Here is a 26,141-nt window from a genome sequence, read left to right as displayed (position 1 = left end):
CCCTCGCAAGCGAGTGGAAAGGTAACGAAATCTTAGGCGACAGGTGCCCCGACATTAGGGGATTTTTTAAAATTTCCATCAAATTCAATAGCTTGAAAATGTTGGCACAGTGCCTGCTTTATTATTGGCACAAGAACAACAAGATGCGCCGCTAACAGCCCACAACAAAAACAAGAAGGCCTAGGCTCGCGAACCGATCATTTTGGAGCTCCCTTGAGTCACCAAAGTAATCTGTTCACTTCCCACCCCTTGGTGGGGCGTACTGACAATCGATGGCGTTGGCGTCCGACAACAAAAACAAGAGGACAACGACGTATTGGATAGGGGAGCCTAGTGCTCCCTTTTTTCATGCCTGGCGGAAAGTGCGGTCAGGTTCGAGGTGTTGTCTTCTACCTGAGCCTTGGACGGCAATCGGGACGCCTATCTGATGCGGGTCTACTGAACAGCAGTAACCCGTTCGAACACCTAAAAATGCTTTTCCTAGGCAGGCATCGCCCCGCATTGGCGCACTAAGACTGGGCGCTTAAGCCCACCTTTTCCACGTTTACACGCACTTCGTAGCCTCCAAAGGCTACCAACCCTAAGCCTCGACCTCAGTTTTTTTCTGGCCGCGCGCCATGCTGGAGAAGACGCCATCCCGATGAATCCAGGCGTGCACCAGGGCGGCGCCGAGGTGGCCGAGGATCAACGCGAAGAGCAACCAGGCGAATGCCGTGTGTGCCAGGCGCAGCCAGGCGTAGAGCGTGCTGTTAGGGGCAACGATGGCGGGTAGATACCAGCCAGGTGCCAAGGTGACCGGCCAGTTGCCGGCTGAACGCACGGCCCAGCCCAACAGGGGCAGGCAGATCATCAGTAGATAGAGCAGTCGATGCGAGGCCAGGGCCGCGCTTACCTGCCAGCGCGGCAGGCTGGAGGGCAACTCGGGAACGGGACTCAGCAGCCGGTTAGCCAGGCGTAGCACGGCCAATAGCAAGATGGCGATGCCGAGCGGCTGGTGCAGATTGATCAACCAGGGCCGCCAGGTCAGGGATGTCATCATGCCCGCACCGATGAATAGCATGGCGATGATCGCGACGGCCATCAGCCAGTGAAGCGTACGAGCGAGTCCGTTGAAATGCTTGGGGCGGTGGTTCATGGCGTGGGTTCCTGCTGGCTCACGGCATCCTTCGCCTTGCCCTGGGCGATCTCGCGTAAACGAGCGTTATAAGAGTGCGAATAGATTCCGGCGCGGGCTGCTAAAACCGGATCTGCAGACAACTCGATACCCGGAGGCACCAGTGTAGGATCGAAGTTGACGTCGCGACAGCCGCCCAGGCGTTGGTCGGCCACGCTGCGGACCTCCAGGGTACCGGCCACCACTTGACGGCGCTCCGATGGCCAAGGTTGCGAGGGGTCGTCGACCGGATCACCCGGATCGGCGAGCTGCAGAACCAGGTCCCAATAGAGCGGCCCCTTGGTCAGCCGCTGGGCCACGTCTTCGAACAGGACGTCGTGACGCGCCTGGCTTCGCTGCTCGCCAGAAACGCCGACAAAGGCAGTGTGGGGACGCATGGACCAGCGTACCGGTTGGCGCTTGCCGTCAGCTGTGACCAGGATGAAGGCGTTGATGACGTTGTATTGGGCACCGGCAAAGCTACTGGGCCATGGCGCCTTGGCCTTGCGTTCAATTGCCTTGCGCGCTTCAGGATAGGCCGCGAGGAAGGCGGTGACGCGCACTGGGTCGGGTTTGCCAGTTAGCGGATCCGGCGCAAATGCCTGTTGTTGCGCAAGAAAGCCTTCTGGACTGCGGGTATCGAAGTAAGGCGCGTTATTGAGCTTCATGCGCCACTGGGAGTGATCATCGGCGGTGAGCAGCAGTGCCATGCTGACCGTGGCTGTCGAGTTGTCCGCCGCGTGGGGATCCACGGCACCGATGGAAAAGCGCCCCAGGGCGGGCAGTGCAGCTTGGGAGAAGACGCGCGCTTGGGATAGGGAGGCGGCAGCGCCACTGCTGCGGAAAACGCCGACGAAGCAGACGCCCTTGCCGTGGGCGCGGCGGTAGCCTGGTTCGAAGTCGTCTAAGCTCGCGCCGAGGAAGGTGCGAGTGGTGACACGGTTGCCTATCCAACCAGAGGCCCAGGCAAAGGTGAAGGAAAGGCCACTGACGATAGCGCCTATGCCCAGTAGAGGTAACCAAGGGATCTTGCGCTGCGAGCTTGTCATCAGGGGTAAAGCCGATTTCAGTCATTAGAAGAGGCACCGTGACGCGGGTAGTGACAATCGTCAATCTTTTCGTCCTTCCCAAGAGTCAGGGCATAACCGCTGACGGCGAGGATGGATAGGGCTGCTGCCTCGAGTTGAGCACAGCTCGGTCTTCCCGACGCTGCTGGCGGGTGTAGGTCTCGGGCGTAAAGAGGGTGGCGACCACGGTGATCAAGGCCATGCAACCCAGGTACAGAGCAGTGGGCTCTGGCGAGCGATAGTGCGCCAGCAGCGCGGTGGCGATGATCGGGGCCAAACGGACGCTACTTCCCGACCGATACCCAAGCCGGAGAAGCGTAGCCGCGCCGGCAGCAGTTCGCTGATATAGGCCGGCTGAAAGCCCTCGAGCAGGCCCAGCACCAACCCATTGGCCAGCACGAGTCCGGTGACTATGGTCACCAAGCTTTATCCCCATCAGCTGCTGGTCTTCCTGACCTAGATCCGCCAATCACGCTTTGGCGCAGGTGAGATTCATGATCTAAGGTTTCGACAGCCCATCGACTGCGGATAGCCAGCCATGACTCTCGCCAAGACCCTGCCATCCCTCTGGCTGAATGAGCCGACGCACTGGTCGGAGGCGGACGGGCTGTTACAGATCCGCACCGACGCAGGCACCGACTTCTGGCAGAAGACTCAATACGGCTTTGAGCGGGATAGCGGGCATTTTCTCGGCTATGCGGCCGGAAACGACTTCACCGTCCAGGTGCGCATCACCGGCACCTTTACCCAGCTCTATGACCAGGCCGGCCTGATGGTCCGGGCAAGTACCGAACATTGGTGCAAGACCGGGCTGGAGATCAGCGATGACATCCCCCACCTGGGCAGCGTGCTGACCCAGGGCTATTCCGATTGGGCCCTGGGGCCCATGCCCGATGCGGTCTGGGGTTTCTGGCTGCGCTTGACGCTGCATGCCGAGGTGCTGCGCATCCAGTACTCCCTGGATGGCTTGACCTGGCCGCTGCTGCGCCTGTGTCGTTTTACGGCGGATGAAGGCGAAACGCTGGAGGTCGGCCCCTATTGCTGTTCGCCACAGCGGGAAGGCCTGGAGGTGACCTTCGCCGACCTCCAGATCGGGCCGGCGATCGTCAAGGACTTGCACGATCTGAGCTAGCCGCACCCGCTCAACTCATCCAGTTGCCGCCATCCACGTTATAGGTCTGGGAGACCACGAAGTCGCTGTCACTGGAGGCGAGGAATATCGCCATACCGACCAGATCCTCTGCCGTCCCCATGCGACCGTAGGGCACGGCTTCGCCGACCAGGCGCTTCTTTTCACCCAGGGGACGGTTTTCATAACGGGCGAAGAGGGCGTCCACGCCTTCCCAATGCTCGCCGTCGACCACCCCAGGGGCGATGGCATTGACGTTGATGCGGTGCTCGATGAGGTTGAGCCCGGCCGACTGGGTAAGGCTGATCACCGCGGCCTTGGTCGCGCAATAGACGGCCACCAGCGCCTCGCCGCGGCGGCCCGCCTGGCTGGCCATGTTGATGATCTTGCCGCCATGGCCCTGGGCGATCATCTGCCGCGCCGCGGCCTGCAGGGTGAAGAGGGTGCCGGCCACATTGATCGAGAACAGTCGGTCGTAGCTTTCCCGGGTGATCTCGACGATGGGGGCCAGATCGAACAGGGCCGCGTTGTTGACCAGGATATCCAGCTTGCCGGCGGTGGCGACCACCTGGGCGATGGCCGCCTCGATGGAGGCCTGATCGGTGACGTCCATCGTCACCGCATAGGCGCCTTCCCCCAGCTCCGTAGCGGTCGCCTGGGCTCTTTCGCTGTTGATGTCGGCGATCGCCACCCTTGCCCCTTCCTTGAGATAGGCCTGGGCGAAGGCCTTGCCGATGCCACGCGCGGCGCCGGTGATGAGGGCGCTTTTTCCTTCCAGTCTGTTCACGTGTTGTACTCCTATCGAGGAAGGCCCCTGGTGCAGGCAAGGCACAGCGCCAGGGCCTTGGGTGATTCGGGCGCTATTTGGGATAACCGGCGCGCTTCATCTCGCGGGCCGTGGAGGTTTGTGCGGCGTTCAGCGCCTGGTCGACGCTCATCTGCCCGGTGAGCGCGGCGGCGAACAACTGGCCGACGCTGGTGCCTATGGCCTGGAACTCGGGGATGGTCACGTACTGGATACCGACATAGGGCACCGGCTGGGCCGAGGGATGCGCCGGATCGGCGTGCTGCATCATCTCCAGGGTGATCTTGGCGAAGGGCGCCGCCGCCAGGTAGGCCGGGCTGTAGGTGGATTCGCGGGTGCCCGGCGGCACGTTGGCGATGCCGTCCTTGTCCGCCACCAACTTGATGTAGTCCTTCGAAGTGGCCCAGGTGATGAAGGCCTTGGCCGCGTCCTTGTGCTTGGAGGTGGCCGGGATGCCCAGTGACCAGGCGTACAGCCAGGACGAGCCCTTGTCGGTGACCTCGTGGGGCGAGGCGGCGAAACCGACCTGATCGGCTACCTTGCTCTGGCTCTTGTCGGTGGTGAAGGAGCCGGCCACGCTGGCGTCGACCCAGAGGGCGCACTTGCCGCTGTTGAACAGTGCCAGGTTTTCGTTGAAGCCGTTGCTGGAAGCACCGGGCGGCCCGTATTTGCGCAGGGTGTCGACATAGAAGGTGGCGGCGGCCTTCCACTCGGGACTGGTGAGTTGTGGCTGCCACTGCATGTCGAACCAGCGGGCGCCGAAGGCGTTGGCCAGGATGCTGATGAGCGCGACGTTCTCACCCCAGCCGGGCTTGCCCCTCAGGCACAGACCGTACTGTTCCTTGTCCGGCTGGTTGAGCTTGGCGGCGAAGGCGCCCAGCTGCGACCAAGTGGGTTGGGCGGGCATGGTAAGGCCGGCCTGCTGGAACAGGTCCTTGCGATAGTAGGTGACGGTGCTCTCGCCATAGAACGGCAGGGCATAGAGGGTCCCCCTGACCGACAGGCCCTCCCTTACGGCCGGGAAGATGTCGTTGACGTCGTAGCTCGCGGGTAGCTCCTTCATCGGCTCCAACCAGCCCTTGGCACCCCAGAGCGGAGTCTCGTAGGTACCTATGGTGAGGACGTCGAACTGGCCGCCACCGGTGGTGATGTCGGTGGTCAGGCGCTGGCGCAGGACGTTCTCTTCGAGCACCACCCAATTGAGCTTGATATCGGGATGCTGCTGCTCGAACACCTGGGACAGCCGCTGCATGCGGATCATGTCGCTGTTGTTGACCGTGGCGATGGTGACCGACTCGACAGCCTGGGCGACGCCGGTGAAACTGAGACTGGCGGACAGCAGCAAAGCGAAGGAGGGCTTCATCGTCTTCTCTCCGTGACTGCCGCGTACGGCAGCTTGTTGTTGTTATGAAAGATCGCCATCGGTAGGAATTTGATTTCGGCACCTAGGCTGGCGCTGATTACAGCAGCACAGCTCCGGCCTTTGCTAACGAGTCTCTGACCGGCCACCGATACTTTTTTGATCAGTCGCGTGTCTGCCTATCCAAGTCAAAAAAGTATCGATCCGGCAGGACTCGCAGCTTGTCTGGACGGCCGTATCGGCCTAGGGTGGTCCGATTCGCTCCAGGCACATCGAGGTCACCCCATGCACGTCGCCGCCTTTCTGGAACCCCGGCCTGCGGAGCTGGAGGTGATCCTCGCCGAGCCCGACCAGAGCTTTCGCTGGTACCAGCACGACTATCCCTTCGCGCTGGCACGCTGGAATCATCATCCCGAGTACGAGATCCACCTGATCCGCAAGGGCAGTGGACGCCTCTTGGCGGGTGACTATGTCGGTCCCTTCGACGCAGGCCATGTGGCCATGATCGGCCCGAACCTACCGCATGACTGGATCGGTGACCTCTCACCGGGCGAGGTGCTGGAAGGTCGCGATGTGGTCATCCAGTTCAGCGGCGAACTGCTGCGCTCCCTGAGTACCCTGGCCCCGGAGCTCGGCGAGTATCTGCCGTTGCTCGAACGAGCCAGGCGCGGCCTTGAATTCACCGGTGCAACGGCCCGCGGCGCGGCCGAGCTGATCGAAGAAATCGGAGCGTTACGGGGCGCCCGGCGGCTGCTGGGGCTGTTTTCCCTGCTGGAGCTCCTGGCTCGCGCACCGGCTGCCGAGGTGGTCTGTCTGGCCAGTGCCTGTTATGCACCGGCCCTGGACGCCCGCAGTTCGGCGCGCATCCATCACGCCTTCGACTACCTGTTGAGCGAACTGACGGAGGACATCCGGCTACCGGTGATCGCCCAGCGCGTGGGTATGAGCGAAGCCGGCTTTTCCCGTTTCTTCAAGAAGGTCACCGGCCATGGCTTCATCGAACTGGCCCGCAAGCTGCGCATCCAGCGCGCCTGCCGCCTGTTGATGCGTCCGGAGCTGTCCATCGCGGCCATCTGCTTCGAGGTGGGCTACGCCAATCTGTCCAATTTCAATCGGCATTTCCGCACCGAGATGCAGCAGACGCCAAGCGAGTACCGGCGCAAGCTAACCAATAGCAAGGCCAGTGTGGAGCCCTGACCAGGACGGAGGGTGAGGGCGGGTGAGGGTGGTGGTAACCCCATCACCCGCGGTGACGATGCGAGACTATTCGGCGCTCGACGGCTTGGCCCAGAGATTGATATCGCCTTCGACCGCATGGGTATCGATCTCGGCCAGTTCTTCGGCGGTAAAGGCCAGGTTGTCCAAGGCCGCCACGTTCTCCACGATCTGCTCCGGCCGACTGGCGCCGATCAGGGCGCTGGTGATCCGCGGATCGCGCAGGGTCCAGGCCAATGCCAGTTGCGCGAGACTCTGCCCACGGCGTTGGGCGATGGCGTTCAGGGCGCGAACCCGCTCGAGATTTTCGGCCGACAGATGACCTTGCTGCAGCGACTGGCCACCGGGCTGATTGACCCGGGCTTCCGCGGGCACACCGTTGAGGTATTTATCGGTCAGCAGCCCCTGGGCCAGCGGCGTAAAGGCGATCACGCCGCTGCCGATTTCCTCGGTTGCATCCAGCAGATCCTTCTCGATCCAGCGATTGAGCAAGTTGTAGGCTGGTTGATGGATCAGCAACGGGATCTTCCATTCAGCCAGCAGCTTGGCCATTTCGCGGGTCTTGGTCCCCGAATAGGAGCTGATGCCTATATAGAGCGCCTTGCCTTGCTGGACAGCGCTGGCCAGGGCACCGGCCGTTTCTTCCAGGGGCGTATGCTCATCGAAACGGTGCGAATAGAAGATATCGACGTAGTCCAGTCCCAGGCGCTTGAGGCTCTGGTCCAGGCTGGCCAGCACGTACTTGCGCGAACCGCCACCTTGACCATAGGGGCCAGGCCACATGTCCCAGCCGGCCTTGCTGGAGATGATCAGCTCGTCGCGATAGGCCGCAAAGTCCTCACGCAGCAGCCGGCCGAAATTGATCTCGGCACTGCCATAGGGCGGCCCGTAATTGTTGGCCAGGTCGAAGTGGTTGATGCCCAGATCGAAAGCGGTCCGCAGCAAGGCGCGTTGACGATCCAGCGGCGTGGTATCGCCGAAGTTGTGCCACAGCCCAAGCGACAGCGCCGGCAGCACCAGGCCACTGCGGCCGACTCGGCGGTAAGGAATACGGTCGTAGCGATCGGAAGCGGCTTGATAAGCCATGAACAGCTCCTGTGGAGAGAAATTGGATCGACGGAACGAACAAGATATTCGCGTACGACACAGACCGCGATGCAGCGAGTGGAAAGGCAGCGCCAACGAGAGTAAAGCCGGCAGCAGCACCTTGAGCAAACCGTCGCCGGGATTTGCCAGACAAAACCGAGCAAGCCGGCAGAGGGCTCAGATTCTGAATCGCTGGTGGCTGATAGTCTGTGACCGGGATCGCCTGGCGGTGAGCCAGAGAGATGGATAGGCAAAGGTCGTCTCGGTGCAGGCAGGCATAACCGTAACTTCGCATAATGTATATTATGTTAAATAAAAGACTTGCTAGTCACTCGCTTCATGGCGGTCGTAACATCTAGTATACGACCAAGCTAAGCGATACCTGAGCAATGGACTTCTTGGCAGGAGCTGCTATGACTACCCAATCGCGAGATGAAATTGTTAGAGCCTTTGCAGAAAACAAGCTATTAGATCTAATAATTGAGAATAGCTGGCGGCACGATAGCGCGCTCTTCTCCCAAGCTTTGATCGATGCTCATCAGTCAATGGATGTCGATCTGCGCACCCTCATCCCTCTGCCTGAGCATTCCCGCTTTTCGAACAACGAATTGCTATATGGGATGGAGATTCTCCTACCGGCGTTTGGCTCAATTGCCATTAGCACTGAAGATTTACTTGAGCTAATTTCTCGGGTAATCCCTAATGACAATCCCATACTCAGCCATTCCTCGTACGCTCAGATACTTAAGTGGTGTCAAACATCGCCGGAGCGGCCCGTTGAACTGCTGCAGCTCATCAAATCAGACGCTCTACTTTCTCAGCGATTTCATTGCCTCCAAGCATGCATAAGCGCTGGAGTCATGGTGGATGCTGAATTTTACTTGGATCAGGCGATTAAGTTTCTTGAAAACGGCGACGCCTCTCAGCGCGCCCAGGCAGCCAGAGCCCTCTGCAATTTGTCTGCTGAAGTACGACGTTCGAACGTTGGCTTGATCGAGACCATCCTTGTCGTGGTCGAGCGTGAGACCGAACCTATGGTACGAGACGCTCTCCTCGCCTTAGCACTTGCATGGCAAAAAGAAGCTCCAGTAGAACTTGAGCAATCAACATACAAACTAATAAAGCGAGCTAGTACTCCCATTACATTGACAGCAAAAGAAACGGTTGCTCGTCAATTACTGGGCAACTCCAGCTACTACAGTGCTCAAGTCCGTCGCGACCTCCTTGAGCTTGTAGCTTCAGGCCAGCCAGAGGATGAAATTGTCCAGTTACTAGACATCTTGTTAGCTGAACTAATCAGGAAAGGTGATGTTTCAGAAGCTCGAAATGTGATTGAGAAGTTCATCCTCAGTGAGCCCGGCGTTCCATTCATTCGTTTCAGTTCAGTGCTACATCAACTTGAGAGCGGCGAACATAGAATCTTGGACGAGTGGATAGTCAACTGGCTCCGGTCTGAGCCATTGCGTTTATCTATTGCGATCAGAGACAGCCTATTTGTAGCCAGTGAAGGTCGAGTGTTTACGCTCATTTTTTGTCACGCGTTGGATGTGCCGGAAAGTGATTACATATTCATTGCAAAAAAAGCTCTTGGGAGCTTTTTCTTGAAACCAGTCTTCATTGCTTCTTTTATAGTCAGCCTAATGCGTAACGCCACGGACATGACCATGGGTGCACTGCAGAGTCTTCTGTTCGATCCTATTCTTATCAACTATTCTGGTCTGCGATCAGATTACCTGGATGAGATTGCAGGGAGTAGCACAGATCTCGCTTCGAAGGCTGTTAAGAAAGTCTTGCAGGAATTGCAGAAATACTTGGAAGACCTCGGCAGCAGGCACATCCGCGAACTGCAGCCCTCGGAGCGTGAGCGTCAGCTGGAGCGTCATCGGGGCAATGAGGAAATGCAAAGTCAGATGATAAAGGCTCGTAAATCTTCAATTATAGCGAAGCTGGCCACTGAAAAAATCATGCTTTACGGCAATAGTATTGCTAGCTGGGTTCCGGAGTTCCCTCCCCCACAGGGATCGGCCGAAGGTGAAACAGGGTCAATGCGACGTGTGGAGCAATCGCTCGCCACTATTCAACATTCATTTCAGTTGCCAAGACATTCGATTCTAGAACCCTCTACGCTGGAGCTTCAGATCCTCCACTTTCTGTACGAGAAGCGATCACAATGAAACTCGTATTCCGTGAATACCTCGCTTCGCTCCGCGAGCGTAATGAACTGGACGTCGTTTTACCCGATCTGTTGAGCGAACTTGGCTTTAATGTTATCTCGCGTCCATCGACGGGGCCACGTCAATTTGGAGTTGATGTGGCCGCTGTAGGCCCAGAGATAGATGGTGAGCGGAAGCTTTACCTGTTTACAATCAAGCAGGGAGACCTAACTCGGGCAGAGTGGGACGCAGTACCCCAAGGGGTAAGAACTTCAATCAACGACATCATAGACGTATACATCCCCAAGCGGATTTCTACCCAATACGAGTCATTGAGGATTGTAATCTGCCTGTGCTTCGGGGGTGATGTTAAAGAGGCTGTAAGAGATAATTTGACAGGCTTGATGAGCAGGCTTGCTAATGACCGAATTTCCTTTGAGGAGTGGAATGGCGATTACATGGCAGGCTTGCTTGCTAATGGAGTGCTCCAGCACCAGCACGTAAGCAAGACCCTGCAGTCTCACTTCCAGAAGTCTATCGCAATGCTTGATGAGCCTGATGTCTCAATTCGCCACTTTACCGCATTAATTGAAGGGTTAGTGAAGGCCGAAAACCTCGAAGCCTCCCAGCGGCTTGCCACGCTAAGACAAATGTATATTTGTCTCTCGGTGCTGTTCGTCTGGGCGCGCACGCAGGAAAACCTAGAAGCCCCATATCGAGCCAGCGAACTAGTTATTCTACGTGCATGGGAGCTGGTCAAGAGAGATATTGAGGATGCATCGATAGGACACAAGCATATTGGGTTGACCTTCAATGAACTGCTCGATCTGCACACCAATATCTGGTCAGAGCTGATAGAAGTTAAAATTCTGCCGCTGACGGCCAAACGAGATGCGTTAGCCAGCTCCGTAAATTCCCACAGTGCAGTGGACATCAACCTCAAGCTGTTTGAGGTTTTGGGACGTATCGCGGTCAGGGGGCTGTGGGTGCTCTGGCCTCACTTAGATACAAATGCGCTACAAGTGCTTGATACCTCAGATGTACCGGAGGAAGCATCTGATCTTGCCCGGCACATCGTCGAACTCATCAATAATAATCAAGCTCTGTTCTCGCCAATAGCCGATGAGCAAGTCACTAATATCAGTTGCGCTTTAACCTTCCTATCGATGATGAAAGACTGGCGCAGCCATGCGAAGGAATACTGCCGTGAGCTTCTAAACTACTACCACTTCAATTTTATTAGACACTATCGATACCCAACCATTTACGGCAGCTACCAGGAGCTTATAAGGCATCCCCAGGCCAGGACTGAAGAATGTCGGGCGCAGCATACAAAGGGTAGCACTCTCATTCCGATCATGCTGCTCTTTTCCACCCTGGGTGGCAAAACGGAGGCTAGCGAACATTTCGCTAGATTCGCACGAAGCGAAATGAAGCATTGCAATCACCAGCTTTGGATGCCCGGGCCTGATACGGAGGTTGCCCTGTATCACGGTGACTCCTCGCATGGCTTTGCCCTTTGTGACATACCTATCACAGCCGATGGTGCTGCAGCCAGAGATATCCTAATAAGGGAGTGTTCTGACGGGGGGCACTATACTGCTCTGTCTTCTGTACGCCTTGGCCATTGGCCGGTCTTTGTAATGGCCTGCCGTCATAGTCGGCTTCCATTGCCGCCACAGCTTTGGTTCCCACTAATTAAGAGGGAAGAGCCCGTTTCAAGTGTGGTTTCAGATACTTGGCAACCTACCTTAGAAACTCTCCAGGCTCACTCGGTTTATTGGTCCTCGCGCCGAACCAGTGCAAACCTGAGTCCAAGCGAACACAAAAAAATTCATCTCGTTTAGTTGCCAAAATGGGGGATACATTAGAGTAACATCAAGCTTTTGCACTTCCTTAGTGCAACTACCACGTTAAGCTGTTCGGGAAAGTTCCTGTACTTTTCCGTCCTGCATTAGAAAATCAACTCAGAATTTTAATTTACCACTTAGAACCATCCCTCCTCACTGATTTTCGCCTAGCCTTCGCTCGGCGAATTTCCAGACAAGCCATATGCTATTTCCCTATGATGCGTAGACTTCATTTCGTAAGGCGCTTAGGGCTGCTAGAGCTAAAGTCCGGATCATCTAGCATGATTTCTTCTAGGAGCTCATCTCGCTAACCAAGGTAGGTCAATTTAAAGTATTTCTAAAAAATCTAGGCGGCTGAGAGGCGCGACGTCTGACTTCGAAAGAAAGACATAATTTAGCCAAGGCTACGCTAACCACTACCCCTAACAAAAGTGCATAGAAGCCAAAGCCAAATGCCACCGGAACATGCCAGTCAAAAGTTGAATTTAACCAGCCTGGAAAAAGCATGAATAGTAAAAATGAAAAAGCTCCGCCGATCATCAGTCCAAATTTTGCGGCTTCCTCACGCTCTTTATTTGTTGATCCATGAACAATATCGGCGTGACACCCGAGACAAACCAGCTGATCGTAATCGGCTATTGTTTTGCAGTACGGACAAATCCATCCCTCTTTTTCCTCGGGCTCAGAGGGGTAACTTACCCTCAGCGGCTTGGTTTTTCCTTCGATTTCTTCCAGCACACTATTCTCCGCGTCGTGCTTCCACTGATGAAGCATTACTGCCGGATATCGGAACTGGTCGACGTCGACTAATCGAGAGCAAGTCTGGCATAGCCAAATGCCATTCCAGATTGAGCTACGCTCAGACGGCGTAAGGGAAGAATCAAAACGAGGACCGCCGGGTGCAGCAGCGGTAATGTGAGCAGCAACCCCAATCCTCGTAGATTTATCCTCTTGAAAATTTGGACCAGAGGTAGTTCTTCGACAATCTGGATTAGAACACTTGTTGCCAACACGCTCTTGCAAAATACGAGTATTCGCCGCTCCAAACTCATCTCGATTATTTCGACTTACCACTCGTTCGCCTACCTTCTCCTAAGCCCAAGACTGAGATTCCTAGTCGGAGATCTCATCCCATAACCGAGAGAAAAGATATCAAACTGCCATAAATCGCTCTAGTCATTCAAAGCGGCAACACCGACAACAACCGCTCCCGCCTGATCTGCTGCAGCTGCGCGACCAAATCCTCAACCGGCACCTGCGCCCCGGTGTGGAAATGCAGCAGCCGCTGACCGGTAACCGAGCCGAGCCACTCGAGTTCGTTCGACCCTTCCGGTTCGACGGCCAGCAGCAGGCAATCGCTGCCCAGGCGGGCCAGTTGGCTGGCGACCTGGCTTCCCGAGCCGTGGGATGCCCAGTCGTCATGTAAGGCGGTAACCTCGTCCAATTGCAGGACGGGAAGCTCTAGGCAACTGGGCAGGCCGGCTAGTAGCGCGTTCGCTACCGCCAGCTCGAGGCTGCCATGCAGGATGACCAGCGCCACGGCCGGTCGGGTGTGGTCCAGGGTTTTCCATGGGGGGATCGCCATGCTGGATTTCCTCTTGACCGGACGTGGCTGGGTCTGGGTGGCCTGGGGTTACTCGAAGGCGTTGTGGTAGGCGTTGAGCGCCGGCGCACCGCCGAGGTGCACATAGAGCACCCGGCTGCCCTTGGGCAGTTCGCCGCTGCGGGCCATGGCGATCAGGCCAGCGATGGATTTCCCTTCATAGACCGGGTCGGTCAGCATCGCTTCCATCTGCGCGGTGTAGCGGATGGCCTCGACCGTCGGGCCGTCCGGCAAGCCATAGTCCGGGCCGCAGAAGCGCGGATCGATGATCACGTCCTCGTCGCGGATCTCCTTGTTCAGGCCGATCAGTTCGGCAGTGTTGCGGGCGATCTTGGTGACGGCGGTGCGGGTCATCTCGGCATCGGCGGCGGTATCGATACCGATCAGCCGGCGCTCACGCTCCTGGGCGCGGAAGCCCACCACCATGCCACCCTGGGTGGAACCGGTGCAGGTCGCCGTGATCACGGTATCGAAGAAGATGCCGAGGTCTTGTTCCTGGGCGGCCAACTCGTCGGCGAAATGCGCGTAGCCGAGGCCACCCAGCGGATGGTCCGAGGCGCCAGCGGGGATGGCGTAGGGCTTGCCGCCTTCACGGCGCACCTCTTCCAGGGCACGTTCCCAGGTGGCCTTCACCGCGGTGGAGTAGCCCTCGCCTTCGAGCAGCGTCTTGGCGCCCATGAGGCGGGACAGCAGGATGTTGCCGACCTTGTCGTATACCGGGTCTTCCCACTTGGTCCACTCTTCCTGGACCAGGCGGCACTTCAGACCCAGCGCCGCGGCGACGGCGGCGACCTGGCGGGTATGGTTGGACTGGATGTTGCCGATGGACACCAGAGTGTCGCAGCCCTTGGCCAGGGCATCGGCGGCCAGCCATTCCAGCTTGCGCACCTTGTTACCGCCATAGGCGAGGCCGGACGAGACGTCATCGCGCTTGGCCCAGATTTCGACACCGAGGTCTTTCGACATGCGCTCGAGCTTGTGCAGGGGCGACGGGAAATAACCGAGCTTGACGCGGGGGAAACGTTTTTCGAGATCCAGGGACATGGCGGCGACTCCAGTGGTGAGAGAACGCTTTCAATGCTAGGGAAAACCTCGAAAAAGGTGCTTTCGAAGATGCGGTACGAAAGATGCTTTTCTTTCTGTAATTGCGACCTATCGGTCATAGCGTTCAGTAAAAACCAATTTTTAATGGAGATTCTTTCGATGAATGAAGCCGTTGAACTGACCCCCGTCGAACGCAAGATCCTACGGGCGCTGCAGCAGGATGGACGCCTGAGCAATGCCGAGTTGGCGCGCCAAGTTTCCCTGAGTCCGAGCGCCTGTTGGAACCACACGCGCAAGCTGTTCGAGAGCGGCGTCATCACCGGTGTCAGGGCGCATGTGGACCCCAAGGCAGTGCAGCGGGAAACCGCGGTGCTGGTGGGCGTGGTGCTGGATAGGTCGACGCCGGACTCCTTCCAGGCCTTCGAGGCAGCCGCGCGCGCCCTGCCCCAGGTCCTCGAGTGCTACCTGGTGGCCGGTGACGTCGATTACTTCATCAAGCTCAGGGTCAAGGACATCGCGGCCTTCAATCGCTTGCACAGCGAGCGGCTGATCGCCCTGCCCGGCGTGCGCCAGGTACGCACCTTTTTCGTGCTGAACGAGATCAAGACCGATGGGTTGTTGCCCATCTAGTAAGAGGCTACAGAGCACCGTAGGAGGGTTTTTGCTCCCAGGGCTCCCGAGTCAAATGCTCTTTTTCTTAATGGATTGATTTTCTATTCAATCCTTATTTTATGCGGAATTAATTTTTCCTATTGAATGCCGTGCACTTAGGAAAAAAGAACTAAACCCTTATAGGAAGGAGCTAATCCCGGCTTCCAGCTTACCAGCACAATGTTATCTAAAAACGGCAAGAGTGGTCGTCACTGTTTTTGACACTTGACATAAAAACATGTCGGAGCAATCTATTGCTTGAGTCGGCCGTTTGGGGCCGTGCAACGGAGGGCATTGCGATGAAAAAGTGCAAGTGGGCTTTCGTAGCATTAGGAGCACTGGCCGGTTGCGGCTCGTTACCGACAGTAGAGTATAAGAAGCTAGATGGGTGGGATCCAGAGGGACGGATGCGTTACGCCTTGCCCAAGTCAATCATCGTAATTGATTATCCGAAAGACAAAAACGGGGAGCGCATCAGTTCAGGAGAGTCGGGAATAGAACTGACCGCTGTTCCTGCAGAGTCGAAGACATTTCTCGCAGTCGCAGCCAATGATCCTTGGGGGCGCAAAACCACACTACAATGGACTAAAATTTCCAATACTGATCTTCTTGCAAGCGTAGGGACTGAGGTGGTGGATAATCGAAAAACTGTCATCTCAGCAATTGGGGCCGCCGCTGTGGATGGGCTAAGCATTGTGAAAAGCCCCTTCTGGAGTGGCACCCTTGAGGGTAACGTGCTTGGAGCCATATCGGCAGATCCGGTAGCCACACCGCCACAGGAACCCTATCCAGTAGCCTTCGACCCGTATGATTTTCCTAGGGTAAAGATTAACCAAGAGTTCGTGCTAAAATCTGGAAAATCCTCCATAACTCTATTTGTCAACTTTCTTGAAGACGCTCCGCCAGGAGCAGCGCTCTTTAGAGACAAAGAATCGCGAGGAGAACTCAACCAGATGCGCCACGTATTGCTCACTTCTGCCTGCCGAACCATCAATGTGGAAATTCGAAGCGGAAAGTTTAGAGGAAAATCGTTCACTACGAAAGTTGCAGACCCCAGTTACGTTCAAACCATTCCACTGCCTAAGAAGGGCACCATAAGTTTTCACTCAGTATGCGGTGCCAACCTAGCAGCAGCCGCCACAACGGACACGACAGGTATTGAATTGGTTGCGACCACTGTTGCGCAATCAAAGTCGCTACTTGAGGCTTGGAGCAAAACAAAAAATTAACAATAAAGTCATCGCAAACCGACCTTTAACTACATCTAGCCCTGCCTTCGCTTTTCAATCTGCCTAATATATTTTTGATGATTGAAAATCTACTGATATTGATTACGCTGTAGGGGATTCACCCTTTCGGGTGAGCCTCTATGACATCGGTGGTCACAAGCGGCTTTTAGTCGGTTCAATGTTTAGTAGCGATTGTGTCCGACATACGCGCCTCGGTAATTTTGTAGGCGTTGAGCACCAGATGAACAGTGGAACTGGAGGGTGACGTCTTCAATTCGGATGGGATCTCCGTATTGATCGTCCGCCGCATCCGAACTCCTGTATCGCGACGCGAGACTTCGCCTCAGTGTTGAAGAAGCAGTCATCGCTCGCGTCGTACAGTCCAGCTGAGGCGCCACCGATGCGCAATCTCAAAGATCAGGCAGAGGCGGCCAGGGCCAGGATGGTGGCGACCAGCGCTTGGGTGCGCGGGACCAGGGTGTCGAGCACGAGGAATTCGGCATCGGTGTGGACCTTGCCGCCCACCGGGCCCAGGCCACAAAGAGTGGGTATACCCAGGCTGGCGGTAAAGCCGGAGTCGGCGCAGCCGCCGGTGAATTCGCCCTCCACCGCGAAACCGAGTTCGCGCGCTTCACGCTGGTAGAGCGCGAGCAGGTCGGTGCTCAGATGCTCTTCCATGGGCAGGAACAGACCGGTGGGCGTGAGGCTGGCGCTGGTACCCGGCAGCTCTTCCTCGGCGACGATGGCCGCGATGCGGGCCTGCAGCTCGGGCCAGTCGGCCAGGGCGACGAAGCGCACGTCCAGTCGTGCGGTGGCGCTAGGGGCGACGGTATTGCTGGAGGTACCGCCCTCGATCAGGCCGACGTTGGTGGTGATGCCACGGCCGTAGTCGGTCAGGGCGTGCAGCTTGATGACCTTGAGCGCCAGGGCCTGGATGGCGCTGGCGCCGTCGGCGTGGTTGACCCCGGAATGCGCCGCTCGCCCGCTTACCCTGATGGTGAGGCTGGCGCCGCCCTTGCGCGCCTTGACCACGTTGCCGGTGATGCGGCCGGGCTCGCAGTTGAGCACGGCACGGGCCCCGCGCGCCGCTGCCTCCAGATGCGGGCGGGCGCTGCCGGAGCCGATTTCCTCGTCACCGGTGTAGAGCACCCTGACCGGGAACGGCAACTGGCCGGCGCGCTTGAGGGCGCGTAGCGCGAAGCAGCTGGCCACCAGACCACCCTTCATGTCGGCGACGCCCGGTCCGTAGGCCTGCTTTTCATCGCGGGTGAAGCCGCGACTGGCCACCGTACCCGGCGGGAAGACGGTATCGCGGTGCCCCAGCAGCAGCACGCTGGCACCGCTGGCGGGGCCTACCTGGGCGGCGAGAATGTCGCCGAAGTCGGCGATCGGTGTGCGCTCGACGTCGATGCCATCCTCGGCCAGGGCCGCGGCGAGCACCGCACCGACGGCATCGACGCCGACCTTGTCGTAACTGTTGGAATCGGTATCGACCAGGCGTTGCAGCAGGCGGGTCATGGGCTCGCGCTGGGTGGCGAGCCACTCCAGGGCAGCGGACTTGGCGAGGGACATTAGCGCTGACTCCAGCGATCGCCCAGGTCCCAGAACAGCCCGGCCATCAATTGCAGCCCCTGCCGCGCCACCGGGGCCAGGAGGTGCTCGTTGGGCGCGTGCTGGGAGCAGGCGGGATAGGAATGGGGTACCCACAGGGTGGGCAGGTCGAGGATGTCGGCAAAGATGTCGTTGGGCAAGCCGCCACCGAAATTGGGCAGCAGCGCCGGCTTCTCGCCCAGGGTGCGGGTCAGGGAGGTCATGGCCCAGTCGACCCAGGGATTCTCCGGGTCCAGGCGCGAGGCGTGCAGGATTTCATCCTTGGTGCGGGTCACGCGCACGGCGCCAAAGCCCTGTTCGGCCAGGTGCGCCTCGATCAACGGGATGAAGGAGTCGCAATCGCAGCCGGCGACGAAGCGGATCTGGCAGTGGGCGCGGGCGCGGGGCGGAATGGCGTTGACCGGCGCCTCGGGGTTGCCGGTGGTGAAGGCCAGCACCTCGAATGTGTTCCAGCCGTAGACGCGCTCGGCCGGGGTGAGCCCCGGTTCGCCCCAGTCCGGATCGATCTGCGGATCGCCCGTGGCACTATCGAGCTCGATGTCGGCCAGGGCGCGTCTTACTGGCAGGGGCAATTCGGCTGGCTTGAGACCCGGCACGCGGATCTGCCCGTGGGCATCGACCAGGCTGGCCAGCGCATGGGCGAGGATGATGCCGGGGTTGGCCAGCAGCCCGCCCCAGTTGCCGGAGTGATGGCCGCTCTCGCGCAGGTCCAGGTGCAGGTCGAAGTTGAAGGTACCGCGGGCGCCGAGGAACAGCGTCGGCCGTTGCGCCGACACGCGGGGACCATCGGAGGCGATGAAGAGGTCGGCGGCCAGGGCTTCGCGCTGCTCCTGGCAGAAGGTGCGCAGCCCCACCGAGCCGATCTCCTCGCCCATCTCCAGCAGCAGCTTGACGTTGTAGCCGAGGCGCCCGCCCCGGGCGGCGATGACCTGTTCCAGCGCCGCCAGGTTGAGCAGGTGCTGGCCCTTGTTGTCGGCGGTCCCCCGGCCGTACCAGCGCTCGCCCTCCTCCACCAGCGTCCAGGGTGCCAGGCCGGGCCGCCAGTTGGCGGCGTCGCCGCGTACCACGTCGCCGTGGCCGTAGCTGAGCAAGGTCGGCAGCGCCGGGTCCTCGATGCGCTCGGCGATCAGCAAGGGGCCCTTGCCGGCGACGGGATTGTCCAGGCGCCGGCTGGTGAAGCCCAGGCGGGCGACATAGGGGGCGATGAAATCCTCCAGGTAACGTCCCAGCTCCGCCTGGCGCTCGGGTTCCTGGCTTTCGGTGGGCTGGGCGACGGCGGCGGCGAGCCGGTCACGGAAGGCGCCGTCGTCGAAGTGGGCGGCGGCAAGCTCGAGGGCGTGGGTACGGCTGGTCATGGCAGGCTCCAGGGGTATTCGGGGGTAGCGGGCGCCAGCGCCCGCCCCGGCTCAGGCGGGTTCCGGCAGATGGCAGCGCTTGGTGCCGCCAGGGATGTTTTCGCGCTCGGGATAGCGCTCGGCGCAGGGGGCGAAGCAGCGCGGACAGCGCGGATGGAAGGCGCAGCCACTGGGCGGATTGATGGGATTGGGAAAGCTGTTGCCGAGCCCCAAGGCCGGCAGCCCCAGGGACGGATCGGGCGTGAGCACCGCATCGAGCAACGCCCGTGTATAGGGATGGGCCGGTTGGGCGAACAACGCCGCCCGCTCGCGCTCCTCGACGATCTTGCCGAGGTACATCACGGCGACCCGGTCGGCCAGGTGCTCCACCACGGCCAGGTTGTGGCTGATGAGCAGGTAGGTCAGGCCGAATTCACGCTTGAGTTCCAGCAGCAGGTTGAGGATCTGCGCCTGCACCGAGACGTCCAGCGCCGAGGTGGGTTCGTCGCAGATCAGCACGTCGGGGCGCATCACCAGGGCGCGGGCGATGGCCACGCGCTGGCGTTGCCCGCCACTGAGCTGGCCGGGATGGCTGTCGGCGGCGCGCCGGGGCAAGCCCACCACGTCGAGCATCTCGGCGACCCGGCGCTGCTGCTCGGCGGCCGAGCCCAGGCCATGCACCTTGAGCGGCAGCGCCACGATCTGGCGCACCGTCTTGCGCGGATTGAGCGAGGAATAGGGATCCTGGAAGATCGGCTGGATATGCCGCGCCATCCGCTTGCGATCCACGCCGCGCAGGTGTTCGCCACCTACCAGAATGTCGCCGCTGGTGGGCGCCAGCAGGCCCAGCAGCAGCTTGGCCAGGGTGCTCTTGCCGCAACCCGACTCTCCCACCAGCCCGAGGGTCTCGCCACGGTGGAGCCGCAGGGAGATGCCATCCACCGCCTTGAGGGTCGCCGGCGGCCGGAACAGGCCACGGTTCAGGGTGAATTCCCGGCGGATATCACAGAGTTCAAGGGCGATCTCGCGGCTCATCGCACACCTCCCATCAGGCGCAGGGGCTCGTCCTGCACGGCGAAATGGCAGCGGATGAGGTGCGCGCCCTCCTCTATCAGCGGCACGCTCTCGGCACAGGTCGCCACCGCCTGCGGGCAACGATTGCGGAAGGCGCAGCCGTGCTGCTCGCCCACCAGGCTCGGCACCAGACCGGGGATGGCGCCCAGCGGTTGCCCGGGCCGGGTACGTCCGGGCACCGGGATGCTCGCCAGCAGGCCGCGGGTATAGGGATGTCGCGGTTCGGCGAAGAGCTCGGCGGCCGGCGCCTGCTCGACGATCTGCCCGGCGTACATCACCGCTACCCGGTCGGCGATGCGCGCCACCAGGCCCAGATCGTGGGTGATGAAGACGATGGCGGTGCCGAATTCGCGCTGCAGGTCGCGCAGCAGGTGCAGGATCTGCGCCTGGATGGTGACGTCCAGCGCCGTGGTGGGCTCGTCGGCGATGATCAGGTCCGGCTCGCAGAGCAGCGCCATGGCGATGACCACGCGCTGGCGCAGGCCGCCGCTGAGCTGGTGCGGATACTGCCGCAGGCGTTCGCCGGCGTTGCTGATGCCGACCTTTTCCAGCATGGCCTCGGCGCGGGCCCAGGCGCTCTTGCGGTCCAGCTGGCGATGCCGGCGCAGGACCTCGGCGAGCTGGTCACCGATGCTGTAGGCCGGATTGAGGGCGGTCATGGGCTCCTGGAAGATCATCGCCAGGCGATTGCCGCGCAGGTCGCGCATGCCCTTCTCGCCCACCGTCAGCAGATCGTGCTCGCCCAGACTCAGCCGCGCCGCCTGGCGCCGGGCCTGGCGTGGCAGCAGGTCCATCAGCGCCAGGGAGGTGAGCGACTTGCCGCAACCGGATTCCCCCACCAGGCAGAGCATCTCGCCCCGCTCCACCTGCAGGTCCAGCCCGCGGACCGCATGCAGGGTATCGCCACCCAGGGGGATGTCGATGCGCAGGTCTCGTACGTCGAGCAGTGCCATATCCAATCCTCTGCTTAGTTGCGGCCGTCAGGCGCGGCCAGGTCGCGGATGCCATCGCCGACCAGGTTGATGGCCAGCACCAGCAGCATCAGGGCGACGCCGGGAATGGCGATCACCCAGGGCGAAAAGAACATGTAGGGTTTGCCCTCGGCGATCATCAGGCCCCAGGACGGCAGCGGCGGCTGTACCCCTACGCCGAGAAATGACAGGGTCGCTTCCAGTAGGATGGCGTGGGCCATCTCCAGGGTGATCACCACGATCAGGGCGCCCAGCAGGTTGGGCAGGATCTCGCCGACCACCACCCGCCAGGTGGAGCAGCCCAGCGCCTGGGCGGCGGTGACGTATTCGGCATCGCGGATCTGTTGCACCGCGGCGCGGACCACCACGGCGAAGCGATCCCACAGCAGGCAGCCGAGCAGGATCACCACCACCTTCAGCGAACCACCGACCAGGGCGGCCGAGGCCAGGGCCACCATCACGATCGGCAGCGCCAGGCGGGTGGTCACCAGGTAGCTCACCAGGGCATCCACCTTGCCGCCGTAGTAGCCGGCCAGCACCCCCAGCAGGGTGCCGATGGCGCCGGAGATGAGCGCGGCGGCGAGGCCAATGAACAGCGAGATACGGGCGCCATAGAGCAGCCGGGACAGGTAGTCGCGGCCGAGCTTGTCGGTGCCCAGCGGATGGCTCCAGGTGCCCTTGGCCATCCACACCGGCGGGTGCATCCGCTGCATCATGTCCTGGGCATAGGGATCGTGGGGGGCCAGCCAGGGCGCGGCCAGGGCGGCCAGTACGATGAGCAGGAGCAGCACGGCGCCGATGGCGAAACCGCGGTGGCCGAACCAGCGGCGCAGTTGGCGAGCGAAGGTCGGGCGTGGCGGTAGATAGTCGTCGAGGACGAAGGGATTGGCGACGGTCATGGAGCCTCCTAGCGCACGCGGATGCGCGGATCGAGCATGGCGTTGAGCAGATCGGCGACCAGCGTCAGCACGATGTAGATCAGCGCGATCAAGAGGACGATGGCTTGCACCACCGGGAAGTCGTTGCGGGCGATGGCATCCCAGGCCAGTTGGCCGATGCCCTGCAGGGAGAACACCGCCTCGATCACCACCGAGCCGCCCAGCATGAAGCCGAATTCCACCGCGGCCAGGGCTACCACCGGGATCAGCGCATTGCGCAAGGCGTGCTTGAACAGGACCCGCGCCGGGCTCAGGCCCTTGGCGCGGGCGGTGCGGATGTAGTCGGCGCCCAGCACGTCGAGCATGCCGGCGCGGGTCAGGCGCATCAGCGAGGGCGTGGCGTAGTAGCCCAGGGCGATCGCCGGGAGGATGAAGTTCTTCCAGCTGGTGTTGCCGGAGACCGGCAGCCAGTGCAGGTTGACGGCGAAGATGACGATCAGCACCAGGGCGAACCAGAAACTGGGCATCGCCTGGCCGAAGGTGGCCAGGGTCAGCGCCACCCGGTCGACCCAGGTGTCGCGCTTGACCGCCGCCAGCACGCCGAGCGGGATGGCGAGTAGCAAGGCCACCGCCAGGGCGATGGCGCCCAGAGTCAGGGTGATGGGCAGCCGGGTGGCGATGAGGTCACGCACCGATTCCTGGAAGAAGAACGACTGCCCCAGGTCCAGGTGCGCCAGATCCCCCACCCACTCCACGTACTGCGTGGGCAGGGGCTTGTCCAACCCGTATTGATGGCGCACCACCTCGATCTGTTCGGCGGTGGCTTCCGGTCCGGCGATGGCGGTGGCCAGGTCACCGGACAGGTGCAGCAGGAAGAAACTGATCAGCGAAACGGTGAAGGCCACGGCCAGGGCGATACCCAGGCGACGCAAGAGATAGCCGGACATGCTCGGTTCCTCGGATGGCAGCGCCCCGACCGGGGGCGCCGGGACGGATCAGTTCCAGTGCGCCAGGGCGAAACGGGGCAACTCGTCCGGATAGGGCTGGAAGGCCAGGTCCGAGTTGAAGGCGTAGTTCACGGAGTAGTTGAACAGGGGCGCCCAGTAGGCCTGTGCGGCGATCCGCTGCAGCGCCTTGCGGTAGTCCGCCTTGCGCACCTCCGGGTCCATGGAGGTATCGGCTTCCTTGAGCCAGTCGATCACCTGCGGGTCCTTGGCCACGTCGTCGGCATTGCCCTTGAAATAGACGCCGGTGGACGCCGAGGCATCGGCGATGGAGAAGGAGCCCCAGGCGAGCAGCGCCATGGGCACCTTGCCGGCGCGCTGTTGGTCCCGTAGGGCGGCGAACTTCAGGTAGCGCAACTTGGCGTCGATGCCCACGGCGCGCAGTTCACCGATGATCGCCTCGGCCACGTCGCGGTCGCGGTAGGCGAACAGCTCGGTGCTGAAGCCGTTGGGATAGCCAGCGGCCTTGAGCAGCGCCTTGGCCTTGGCCGGGTCGTAGGGATAACCCGTCACCGCCTTGGCATCGCAGCCGAACTGTCCGGGATAGCAGGCTACCTGTAGCGGCTGGCTGCCGCCGCCCATGAGCTGGCTGGCGATGGCCTGGCGGTTGATGGCGTAGTTGACCGCCTGGCGCACCTGCAACTTGGCGAAGGGCGAATCCGGCGAAGAGGTGCCCTGGGCATCCATGCTGAGGAAGCCGATGCGCATGCTGGCGCCGCTTTCCACCGTGACATTGGGGATTCCCTTGAGCTGCGCGGCCTGGTCCGGCGCCACGCGCCAGATCCAGTCGACGCCGCCGGTCATGAGTTCGGCCATGCGCGTCTCGGGATCGGGGATGACGCGGAATTCGATATGGCTGATGCGCGGCTGACCCTGGGGGCTGTCCTTGAAGTAGTTGGGATTGCGCGCAAGCTTGACGCCCTGCCCGCTGGTGACGGAGACGATGCGGTAGGGACCGGTACCCACCGGCTTTTGCGCGAAGCCGGCTAGGCCCACCTGCTGGAAGTACTTGGCCGGATAGATGGGCAAGGCGTTGGCCAGGTATTCCAGAGCGGCGGGAAAGGGTTGCTTGAGGTGCAGGCGGACCTTGTAGTCGCCCAGCTTCTCGGCGCTCTTGATCCAGTTGACGTTCTGCTGGGTGACCACCTTGCCCTCGGGCGAGGTCACGTAGTTGAAGGTGAAGACCACGTCGTCGGCGGTGAGGGGATCGCCGTTGTGGAAGGTCACGCCCTTGCGGATATCGAAATCGATGGTCAGCGGATCGACCTGCTCCCAGTGGGTGGCCAGCATCGGCAGGTACTTGCCGGTATTGGGGTCGCGATAAACCAGGTCGTCCCAGGCCAGGTGGGCCAGGATGACGCCCTCGCGGACATCGTTGTGATAGGGGCTGACGTTCTCGGGCTCGGTATCGGAGGCGTAGACCAGGGTGTCGTTGGCCTTGCTGGCGAAGGCCTGGCCCTGGGCCAGGACGAGGAAAAGCGCGAAGCTACAAACGAAACCTTTGAATCCCATGCCGTCTGTCTCCAGAGCTGTGGTTGGTCAAAGGCAGGTCCGCGAAGCGCGGGAAAGAAGGTTTTGCTGTTTTGCGTGAGACTGTTTTTGGTCCCTTGGCCCGACTCTAGGTCTTGCCATCCCATGCCACAAGCAGAATATTTAGATGCAAGCCATGCCAATTCGGCAAAGGAGACGTCATGCATCTGCACGGAATTCAGTCGACCGCCCTGCGTTATTTCCTCGAGGTGGTGCGCTGCGGCTCCATCAGCGAAGCCTCCCAGCGCCTCAATGTCGCGGCCAGTGCCGTGAGCCGACAGATCGCCAAGCTCGAACGGGAACTGGAGACGCCGCTGCTGGAGCGCCGCGCCCGCGGCGTGGTGCCCAGCGCCGCCGGCGAACGCCTGGCGGTGCATGCGCGCAAGGCGCAACTGGCCAGCGAACAGGTGGCGGCCGAGCTGAGGGGCCTGGCCGATTTGCGCCGCGGCCAGGTGCGCCTGGCGGCCACCGAGGGCTTCTCGCTGGATTTCCTGCCCGAGGTGATCGCCGCCTTTCGCCGGGACTTCGCCGGTATCCACTTCTCCCTGGACGTCTGCGCACCGGCGACGGTGACCCGGCGGGTACAGGACGGTGATGCCGACCTGGGCCTCACCTTCAGCCTCAAGCCCGAGCCCGACATCCGCGTCGAAGCCACCCAGAGCGGTGCCATCAAGGCCATCGTCGCACCCGGCCATCCACTCGCCGGACGCACGGGCTTGGCGCTGGCCGATCTGCAGCCCTATCCCGTGGCCCTACCGACATCGGATACCACGGTACGTCAGCTGTTCGACATCTGCTGCGGCGTCCAGGGGTTGTCCTTCGAGCCGGTGCTGGTGAGCAACAACATGCAGGCGCTCTACCGCTTCGCCGCCCTGGGCGACGGCGTGGGGTTCTTCAACGAACTGAGTCTGCGCAGTCGGCTGCGCGACGGCCAGATGGTGGCCCTGCCGCTGCTGGACGAAGGCCTGGCGGCGCGGCGGGTCGAGTTGCAGAGCATGGCCGGTCGAGAACTGCCACCGGCGGTAGCGGCCTTTCGCGAGGTGCTGGTCGAGGCGCTCGGAGTCTGAGCAAGGGGCGGTGTATCAAAGCGGTGCGCAACGACTTCCCAGGAGCACTGCAACGGCGCACCACCTGCCCTCTCCCGCCTTCTCCGACCGGCGCCATCCCCCTGGCCACGGGACTTGGCGACAATTGGCACGCATCTGGCTACGCCTAAAGCGTGCAGGAGCACCGGCCAGCCGGTTTGATGCACCACAATTTGCAATGGATGACTAGGGTTCCGACTCGCCACGGCGAGTGTCTGGTCCGAGAGTCGTCGACCTCTGATGGGGTTACACGGCGGGATAAAAGCCCGGGAGACACAGCGCCAGTCGCGTGCTCCTGTCCCGTCGTCC

General features: G+C 60.7%; 23 protein-coding genes and 1 riboswitch. Of the genes, 7 read left to right on the top strand and 16 right to left on the bottom strand.

Features of this window, described 5'->3' with window-relative positions; genetic code table 11:
• Nucleotides 1-580: 580 nt before the first annotated feature.
• The 3 genes from CCZ28_RS04305 to CCZ28_RS04295 form a co-directional block, all read right to left on the bottom strand.
• Complete coding sequence (locus tag CCZ28_RS04305) at nucleotides 581-1,135, bottom strand: cytochrome b (RefSeq protein WP_140216208.1); 555 nt, start codon at nucleotides 1,133-1,135, stop codon at nucleotides 581-583.
• Nucleotides 1,132-2,202: a catalase family peroxidase gene (locus CCZ28_RS04300; protein WP_140216206.1), complete on the bottom strand. Its 1,071-nt coding sequence runs from the start codon at nucleotides 2,200-2,202 to the stop codon at nucleotides 1,132-1,134. The genes CCZ28_RS04305 and CCZ28_RS04300 overlap by 4 nt, the downstream gene beginning before the upstream one ends.
• Nucleotides 2,203-2,287: 85 nt before the next feature.
• Nucleotides 2,288-2,497 carry an MHS family MFS transporter gene (locus tag CCZ28_RS04295; protein WP_140216204.1) on the bottom strand — a complete coding sequence of 70 codons (210 nt, stop codon included), beginning with the start codon at nucleotides 2,495-2,497 and terminating at the stop codon, nucleotides 2,288-2,290.
• Nucleotides 2,498-2,758: 261 nt separating this feature from the next.
• Between CCZ28_RS04295 and CCZ28_RS04290 the strand changes: the two genes are divergently transcribed.
• A complete protein-coding gene (locus tag CCZ28_RS04290; RefSeq protein WP_140216202.1) occupies nucleotides 2,759-3,352 on the top strand; it encodes a DUF1349 domain-containing protein in 594 nt (197 codons plus the stop codon).
• Between the two features lie 10 nt (nucleotides 3,353-3,362).
• Here the strand turns inward: CCZ28_RS04290 and CCZ28_RS04285 are convergent, their stop codons facing one another.
• Nucleotides 3,363-4,136: an L-iditol 2-dehydrogenase gene (locus CCZ28_RS04285; RefSeq protein ID WP_140216200.1), complete on the bottom strand. Its 774-nt coding sequence runs from the start codon at nucleotides 4,134-4,136 to the stop codon at nucleotides 3,363-3,365.
• 73 nt (nucleotides 4,137-4,209) lie between these two features.
• Complete coding sequence (locus CCZ28_RS04280) at nucleotides 4,210-5,517, bottom strand: ABC transporter substrate-binding protein (protein ID WP_140216198.1); 1,308 nt, start codon at nucleotides 5,515-5,517, stop codon at nucleotides 4,210-4,212.
• Nucleotides 5,518-5,799: 282 nt separating this feature from the next.
• On the opposite strand from CCZ28_RS04280, the gene CCZ28_RS04275 reads away from it, so the two are divergent.
• Nucleotides 5,800-6,711 (top strand): AraC family transcriptional regulator, encoded by a 912-nt coding sequence (locus tag CCZ28_RS04275; RefSeq protein ID WP_140216196.1) that lies wholly within the window; start codon nucleotides 5,800-5,802, stop codon nucleotides 6,709-6,711.
• A 66-nt stretch (nucleotides 6,712-6,777) separates the two neighbouring features.
• Here the strand turns inward: CCZ28_RS04275 and mgrA are convergent, their stop codons facing one another.
• On the bottom strand, nucleotides 6,778-7,815 hold the full coding sequence (gene mgrA / locus CCZ28_RS04270; protein WP_140216194.1) for an L-glyceraldehyde 3-phosphate reductase: 1,038 nt from the start codon (nucleotides 7,813-7,815) through the stop codon (nucleotides 6,778-6,780).
• A gap of 413 nt (nucleotides 7,816-8,228) precedes the next feature.
• On the opposite strand from mgrA, the gene CCZ28_RS04265 reads away from it, so the two are divergent.
• Both CCZ28_RS04265 and CCZ28_RS04260 read left to right on the top strand, forming a co-directional pair.
• A complete protein-coding gene (locus tag CCZ28_RS04265) occupies nucleotides 8,229-9,989 on the top strand; it encodes a hypothetical protein (RefSeq protein WP_140216192.1) in 1,761 nt (586 codons plus the stop codon).
• Entirely contained in the window at nucleotides 9,986-11,815 is a 1,830-nt protein-coding gene (locus CCZ28_RS04260) for a chemotaxis protein (protein ID WP_140216190.1), read from the top strand. Before CCZ28_RS04265 ends, CCZ28_RS04260 begins: the two co-directional genes overlap by 4 nt.
• 324 nt (nucleotides 11,816-12,139) lie before the next feature.
• Here CCZ28_RS04260 and CCZ28_RS04255 read toward each other — a convergent pair whose 3' ends face one another.
• From CCZ28_RS04255 to CCZ28_RS04245, 3 genes are all read right to left on the bottom strand, one after another.
• Nucleotides 12,140-12,556 carry a hypothetical protein gene (locus CCZ28_RS04255; RefSeq protein WP_140216188.1) on the bottom strand — a complete coding sequence of 139 codons (417 nt, stop codon included), beginning with the start codon at nucleotides 12,554-12,556 and terminating at the stop codon, nucleotides 12,140-12,142.
• A 442-nt stretch (nucleotides 12,557-12,998) separates the two neighbouring features.
• Nucleotides 12,999-13,403 (bottom strand): hypothetical protein, encoded by a 405-nt coding sequence (locus CCZ28_RS04250; protein ID WP_140216186.1) that lies wholly within the window; start codon nucleotides 13,401-13,403, stop codon nucleotides 12,999-13,001.
• A gap of 48 nt (nucleotides 13,404-13,451) precedes the next feature.
• The gene (locus CCZ28_RS04245; RefSeq protein ID WP_140216184.1) at nucleotides 13,452-14,465 is read right to left on the bottom strand and encodes a 1-aminocyclopropane-1-carboxylate deaminase; all 1,014 of its coding nucleotides are present in this window, start codon (nucleotides 14,463-14,465) and stop codon (nucleotides 13,452-13,454) included.
• Between the two features lie 159 nt (nucleotides 14,466-14,624).
• Between CCZ28_RS04245 and CCZ28_RS04240 the strand changes: the two genes are divergently transcribed.
• A complete protein-coding gene (locus CCZ28_RS04240) occupies nucleotides 14,625-15,095 on the top strand; it encodes an Lrp/AsnC family transcriptional regulator (protein WP_140216182.1) in 471 nt (156 codons plus the stop codon).
• Between the two features lie 320 nt (nucleotides 15,096-15,415).
• Nucleotides 15,416-16,345: a hypothetical protein gene (locus tag CCZ28_RS04235; protein WP_167509206.1), complete on the top strand. Its 930-nt coding sequence runs from the start codon at nucleotides 15,416-15,418 to the stop codon at nucleotides 16,343-16,345.
• Between the two features lie 417 nt (nucleotides 16,346-16,762).
• Here the strand turns inward: CCZ28_RS04235 and CCZ28_RS04230 are convergent, their stop codons facing one another.
• Genes CCZ28_RS04230 through CCZ28_RS04200 form a run of 7 tightly spaced genes read right to left on the bottom strand, consistent with a single transcriptional unit; the run spans nucleotide 16,763 to nucleotide 24,729 of the window.
• Nucleotides 16,763-17,917: a M20 family metallopeptidase gene (locus CCZ28_RS04230; protein WP_140216179.1), complete on the bottom strand. Its 1,155-nt coding sequence runs from the start codon at nucleotides 17,915-17,917 to the stop codon at nucleotides 16,763-16,765.
• On the bottom strand, nucleotides 17,917-19,311 hold the full coding sequence (locus CCZ28_RS04225) for a M20 family metallopeptidase (protein WP_140216177.1): 1,395 nt from the start codon (nucleotides 19,309-19,311) through the stop codon (nucleotides 17,917-17,919). Before CCZ28_RS04225 ends, CCZ28_RS04230 begins: the two co-directional genes overlap by 1 nt.
• Before the next feature lie 51 nt (nucleotides 19,312-19,362).
• Nucleotides 19,363-20,325, bottom strand: coding sequence for an ABC transporter ATP-binding protein (locus CCZ28_RS04220; RefSeq protein WP_140216175.1), 963 nt, complete (start codon nucleotides 20,323-20,325; stop codon nucleotides 19,363-19,365).
• Nucleotides 20,322-21,317, bottom strand: a complete 996-nt coding sequence (locus CCZ28_RS04215; RefSeq protein ID WP_140216173.1) for an ABC transporter ATP-binding protein — start codon at nucleotides 21,315-21,317, stop codon at nucleotides 20,322-20,324. The genes CCZ28_RS04220 and CCZ28_RS04215 overlap by 4 nt, the downstream gene beginning before the upstream one ends.
• A gap of 14 nt (nucleotides 21,318-21,331) precedes the next feature.
• Nucleotides 21,332-22,234 (bottom strand): ABC transporter permease, encoded by a 903-nt coding sequence (locus tag CCZ28_RS04210; RefSeq protein WP_140216171.1) that lies wholly within the window; start codon nucleotides 22,232-22,234, stop codon nucleotides 21,332-21,334.
• A gap of 8 nt (nucleotides 22,235-22,242) precedes the next feature.
• A complete protein-coding gene (locus CCZ28_RS04205) occupies nucleotides 22,243-23,160 on the bottom strand; it encodes an ABC transporter permease (protein ID WP_140216170.1) in 918 nt (305 codons plus the stop codon).
• A gap of 48 nt (nucleotides 23,161-23,208) precedes the next feature.
• Nucleotides 23,209-24,729: an ABC transporter substrate-binding protein gene (locus CCZ28_RS04200; RefSeq protein WP_140216168.1), complete on the bottom strand. Its 1,521-nt coding sequence runs from the start codon at nucleotides 24,727-24,729 to the stop codon at nucleotides 23,209-23,211.
• A 179-nt stretch (nucleotides 24,730-24,908) separates the two neighbouring features.
• On the opposite strand from CCZ28_RS04200, the gene CCZ28_RS04195 reads away from it, so the two are divergent.
• Complete coding sequence (locus CCZ28_RS04195) at nucleotides 24,909-25,814, top strand: LysR family transcriptional regulator (RefSeq protein WP_140216166.1); 906 nt, start codon at nucleotides 24,909-24,911, stop codon at nucleotides 25,812-25,814.
• A 193-nt stretch (nucleotides 25,815-26,007) separates the two neighbouring features.
• A riboswitch (guanidine-I (ykkC/yxkD leader) is annotated at nucleotides 26,008-26,107 on the top strand.
• Nucleotides 26,108-26,141 lie beyond the last annotated feature (34 nt).

This window comes from Pseudomonas oryzihabitans, from assembly GCF_006384975.1.
Taxonomy (GTDB): Bacteria; Pseudomonadota; Gammaproteobacteria; order Pseudomonadales; family Pseudomonadaceae; genus Chryseomonas; species Chryseomonas psychrotolerans_B.
The sequence above is the reverse complement of the archived record's forward strand: the minus strand, read 5'-3'. Positions and strand labels throughout refer to the sequence as shown.

Bases quoted from the DNA above. Each gene is read 5' to 3' on its own strand.
- CCZ28_RS04305 (WP_140216208.1), bottom strand. From the start codon at position 1,135: ATGAACCACCGCCCCAAGCATTTCAACGGACTCGCTCGTACGCTTCAC.
- CCZ28_RS04300 (WP_140216206.1), bottom strand. From the start codon at position 2,202: ATGACAAGCTCGCAGCGCAAGATCCCTTGGTTACCTCTACTGGGCATA.
- CCZ28_RS04290 (WP_140216202.1), top strand. From the start codon at position 2,759: ATGACTCTCGCCAAGACCCTGCCATCCCTCTGGCTGAATGAGCCGACG.
- CCZ28_RS04280 (WP_140216198.1), bottom strand. From the start codon at position 5,517: ATGAAGCCCTCCTTCGCTTTGCTGCTGTCCGCCAGTCTCAGTTTCACC.
- CCZ28_RS04275 (WP_140216196.1), top strand. From the start codon at position 5,800: ATGCACGTCGCCGCCTTTCTGGAACCCCGGCCTGCGGAGCTGGAGGTG.
- mgrA (WP_140216194.1), bottom strand. From the start codon at position 7,815: ATGGCTTATCAAGCCGCTTCCGATCGCTACGACCGTATTCCTTACCGC.
- CCZ28_RS04265 (WP_140216192.1), top strand. From the start codon at position 8,229: ATGACTACCCAATCGCGAGATGAAATTGTTAGAGCCTTTGCAGAAAAC.
- CCZ28_RS04260 (WP_140216190.1), top strand. From the start codon at position 9,986: ATGAAACTCGTATTCCGTGAATACCTCGCTTCGCTCCGCGAGCGTAAT.
- CCZ28_RS04250 (WP_140216186.1), bottom strand. From the start codon at position 13,403: ATGGCGATCCCCCCATGGAAAACCCTGGACCACACCCGACCGGCCGTG.
- CCZ28_RS04245 (WP_140216184.1), bottom strand. From the start codon at position 14,465: ATGTCCCTGGATCTCGAAAAACGTTTCCCCCGCGTCAAGCTCGGTTAT.
- CCZ28_RS04240 (WP_140216182.1), top strand. From the start codon at position 14,625: ATGAATGAAGCCGTTGAACTGACCCCCGTCGAACGCAAGATCCTACGG.
- CCZ28_RS04235 (WP_167509206.1), top strand. From the start codon at position 15,416: ATGAAAAAGTGCAAGTGGGCTTTCGTAGCATTAGGAGCACTGGCCGGT.
- CCZ28_RS04230 (WP_140216179.1), bottom strand. From the start codon at position 17,917: ATGTCCCTCGCCAAGTCCGCTGCCCTGGAGTGGCTCGCCACCCAGCGC.
- CCZ28_RS04225 (WP_140216177.1), bottom strand. From the start codon at position 19,311: ATGACCAGCCGTACCCACGCCCTCGAGCTTGCCGCCGCCCACTTCGAC.
- CCZ28_RS04220 (WP_140216175.1), bottom strand. From the start codon at position 20,325: ATGAGCCGCGAGATCGCCCTTGAACTCTGTGATATCCGCCGGGAATTC.
- CCZ28_RS04215 (WP_140216173.1), bottom strand. From the start codon at position 21,317: ATGGCACTGCTCGACGTACGAGACCTGCGCATCGACATCCCCCTGGGT.
- CCZ28_RS04210 (WP_140216171.1), bottom strand. From the start codon at position 22,234: ATGACCGTCGCCAATCCCTTCGTCCTCGACGACTATCTACCGCCACGC.
- CCZ28_RS04205 (WP_140216170.1), bottom strand. From the start codon at position 23,160: ATGTCCGGCTATCTCTTGCGTCGCCTGGGTATCGCCCTGGCCGTGGCC.
- CCZ28_RS04200 (WP_140216168.1), bottom strand. From the start codon at position 24,729: ATGGGATTCAAAGGTTTCGTTTGTAGCTTCGCGCTTTTCCTCGTCCTG.
- CCZ28_RS04195 (WP_140216166.1), top strand. From the start codon at position 24,909: ATGCATCTGCACGGAATTCAGTCGACCGCCCTGCGTTATTTCCTCGAG.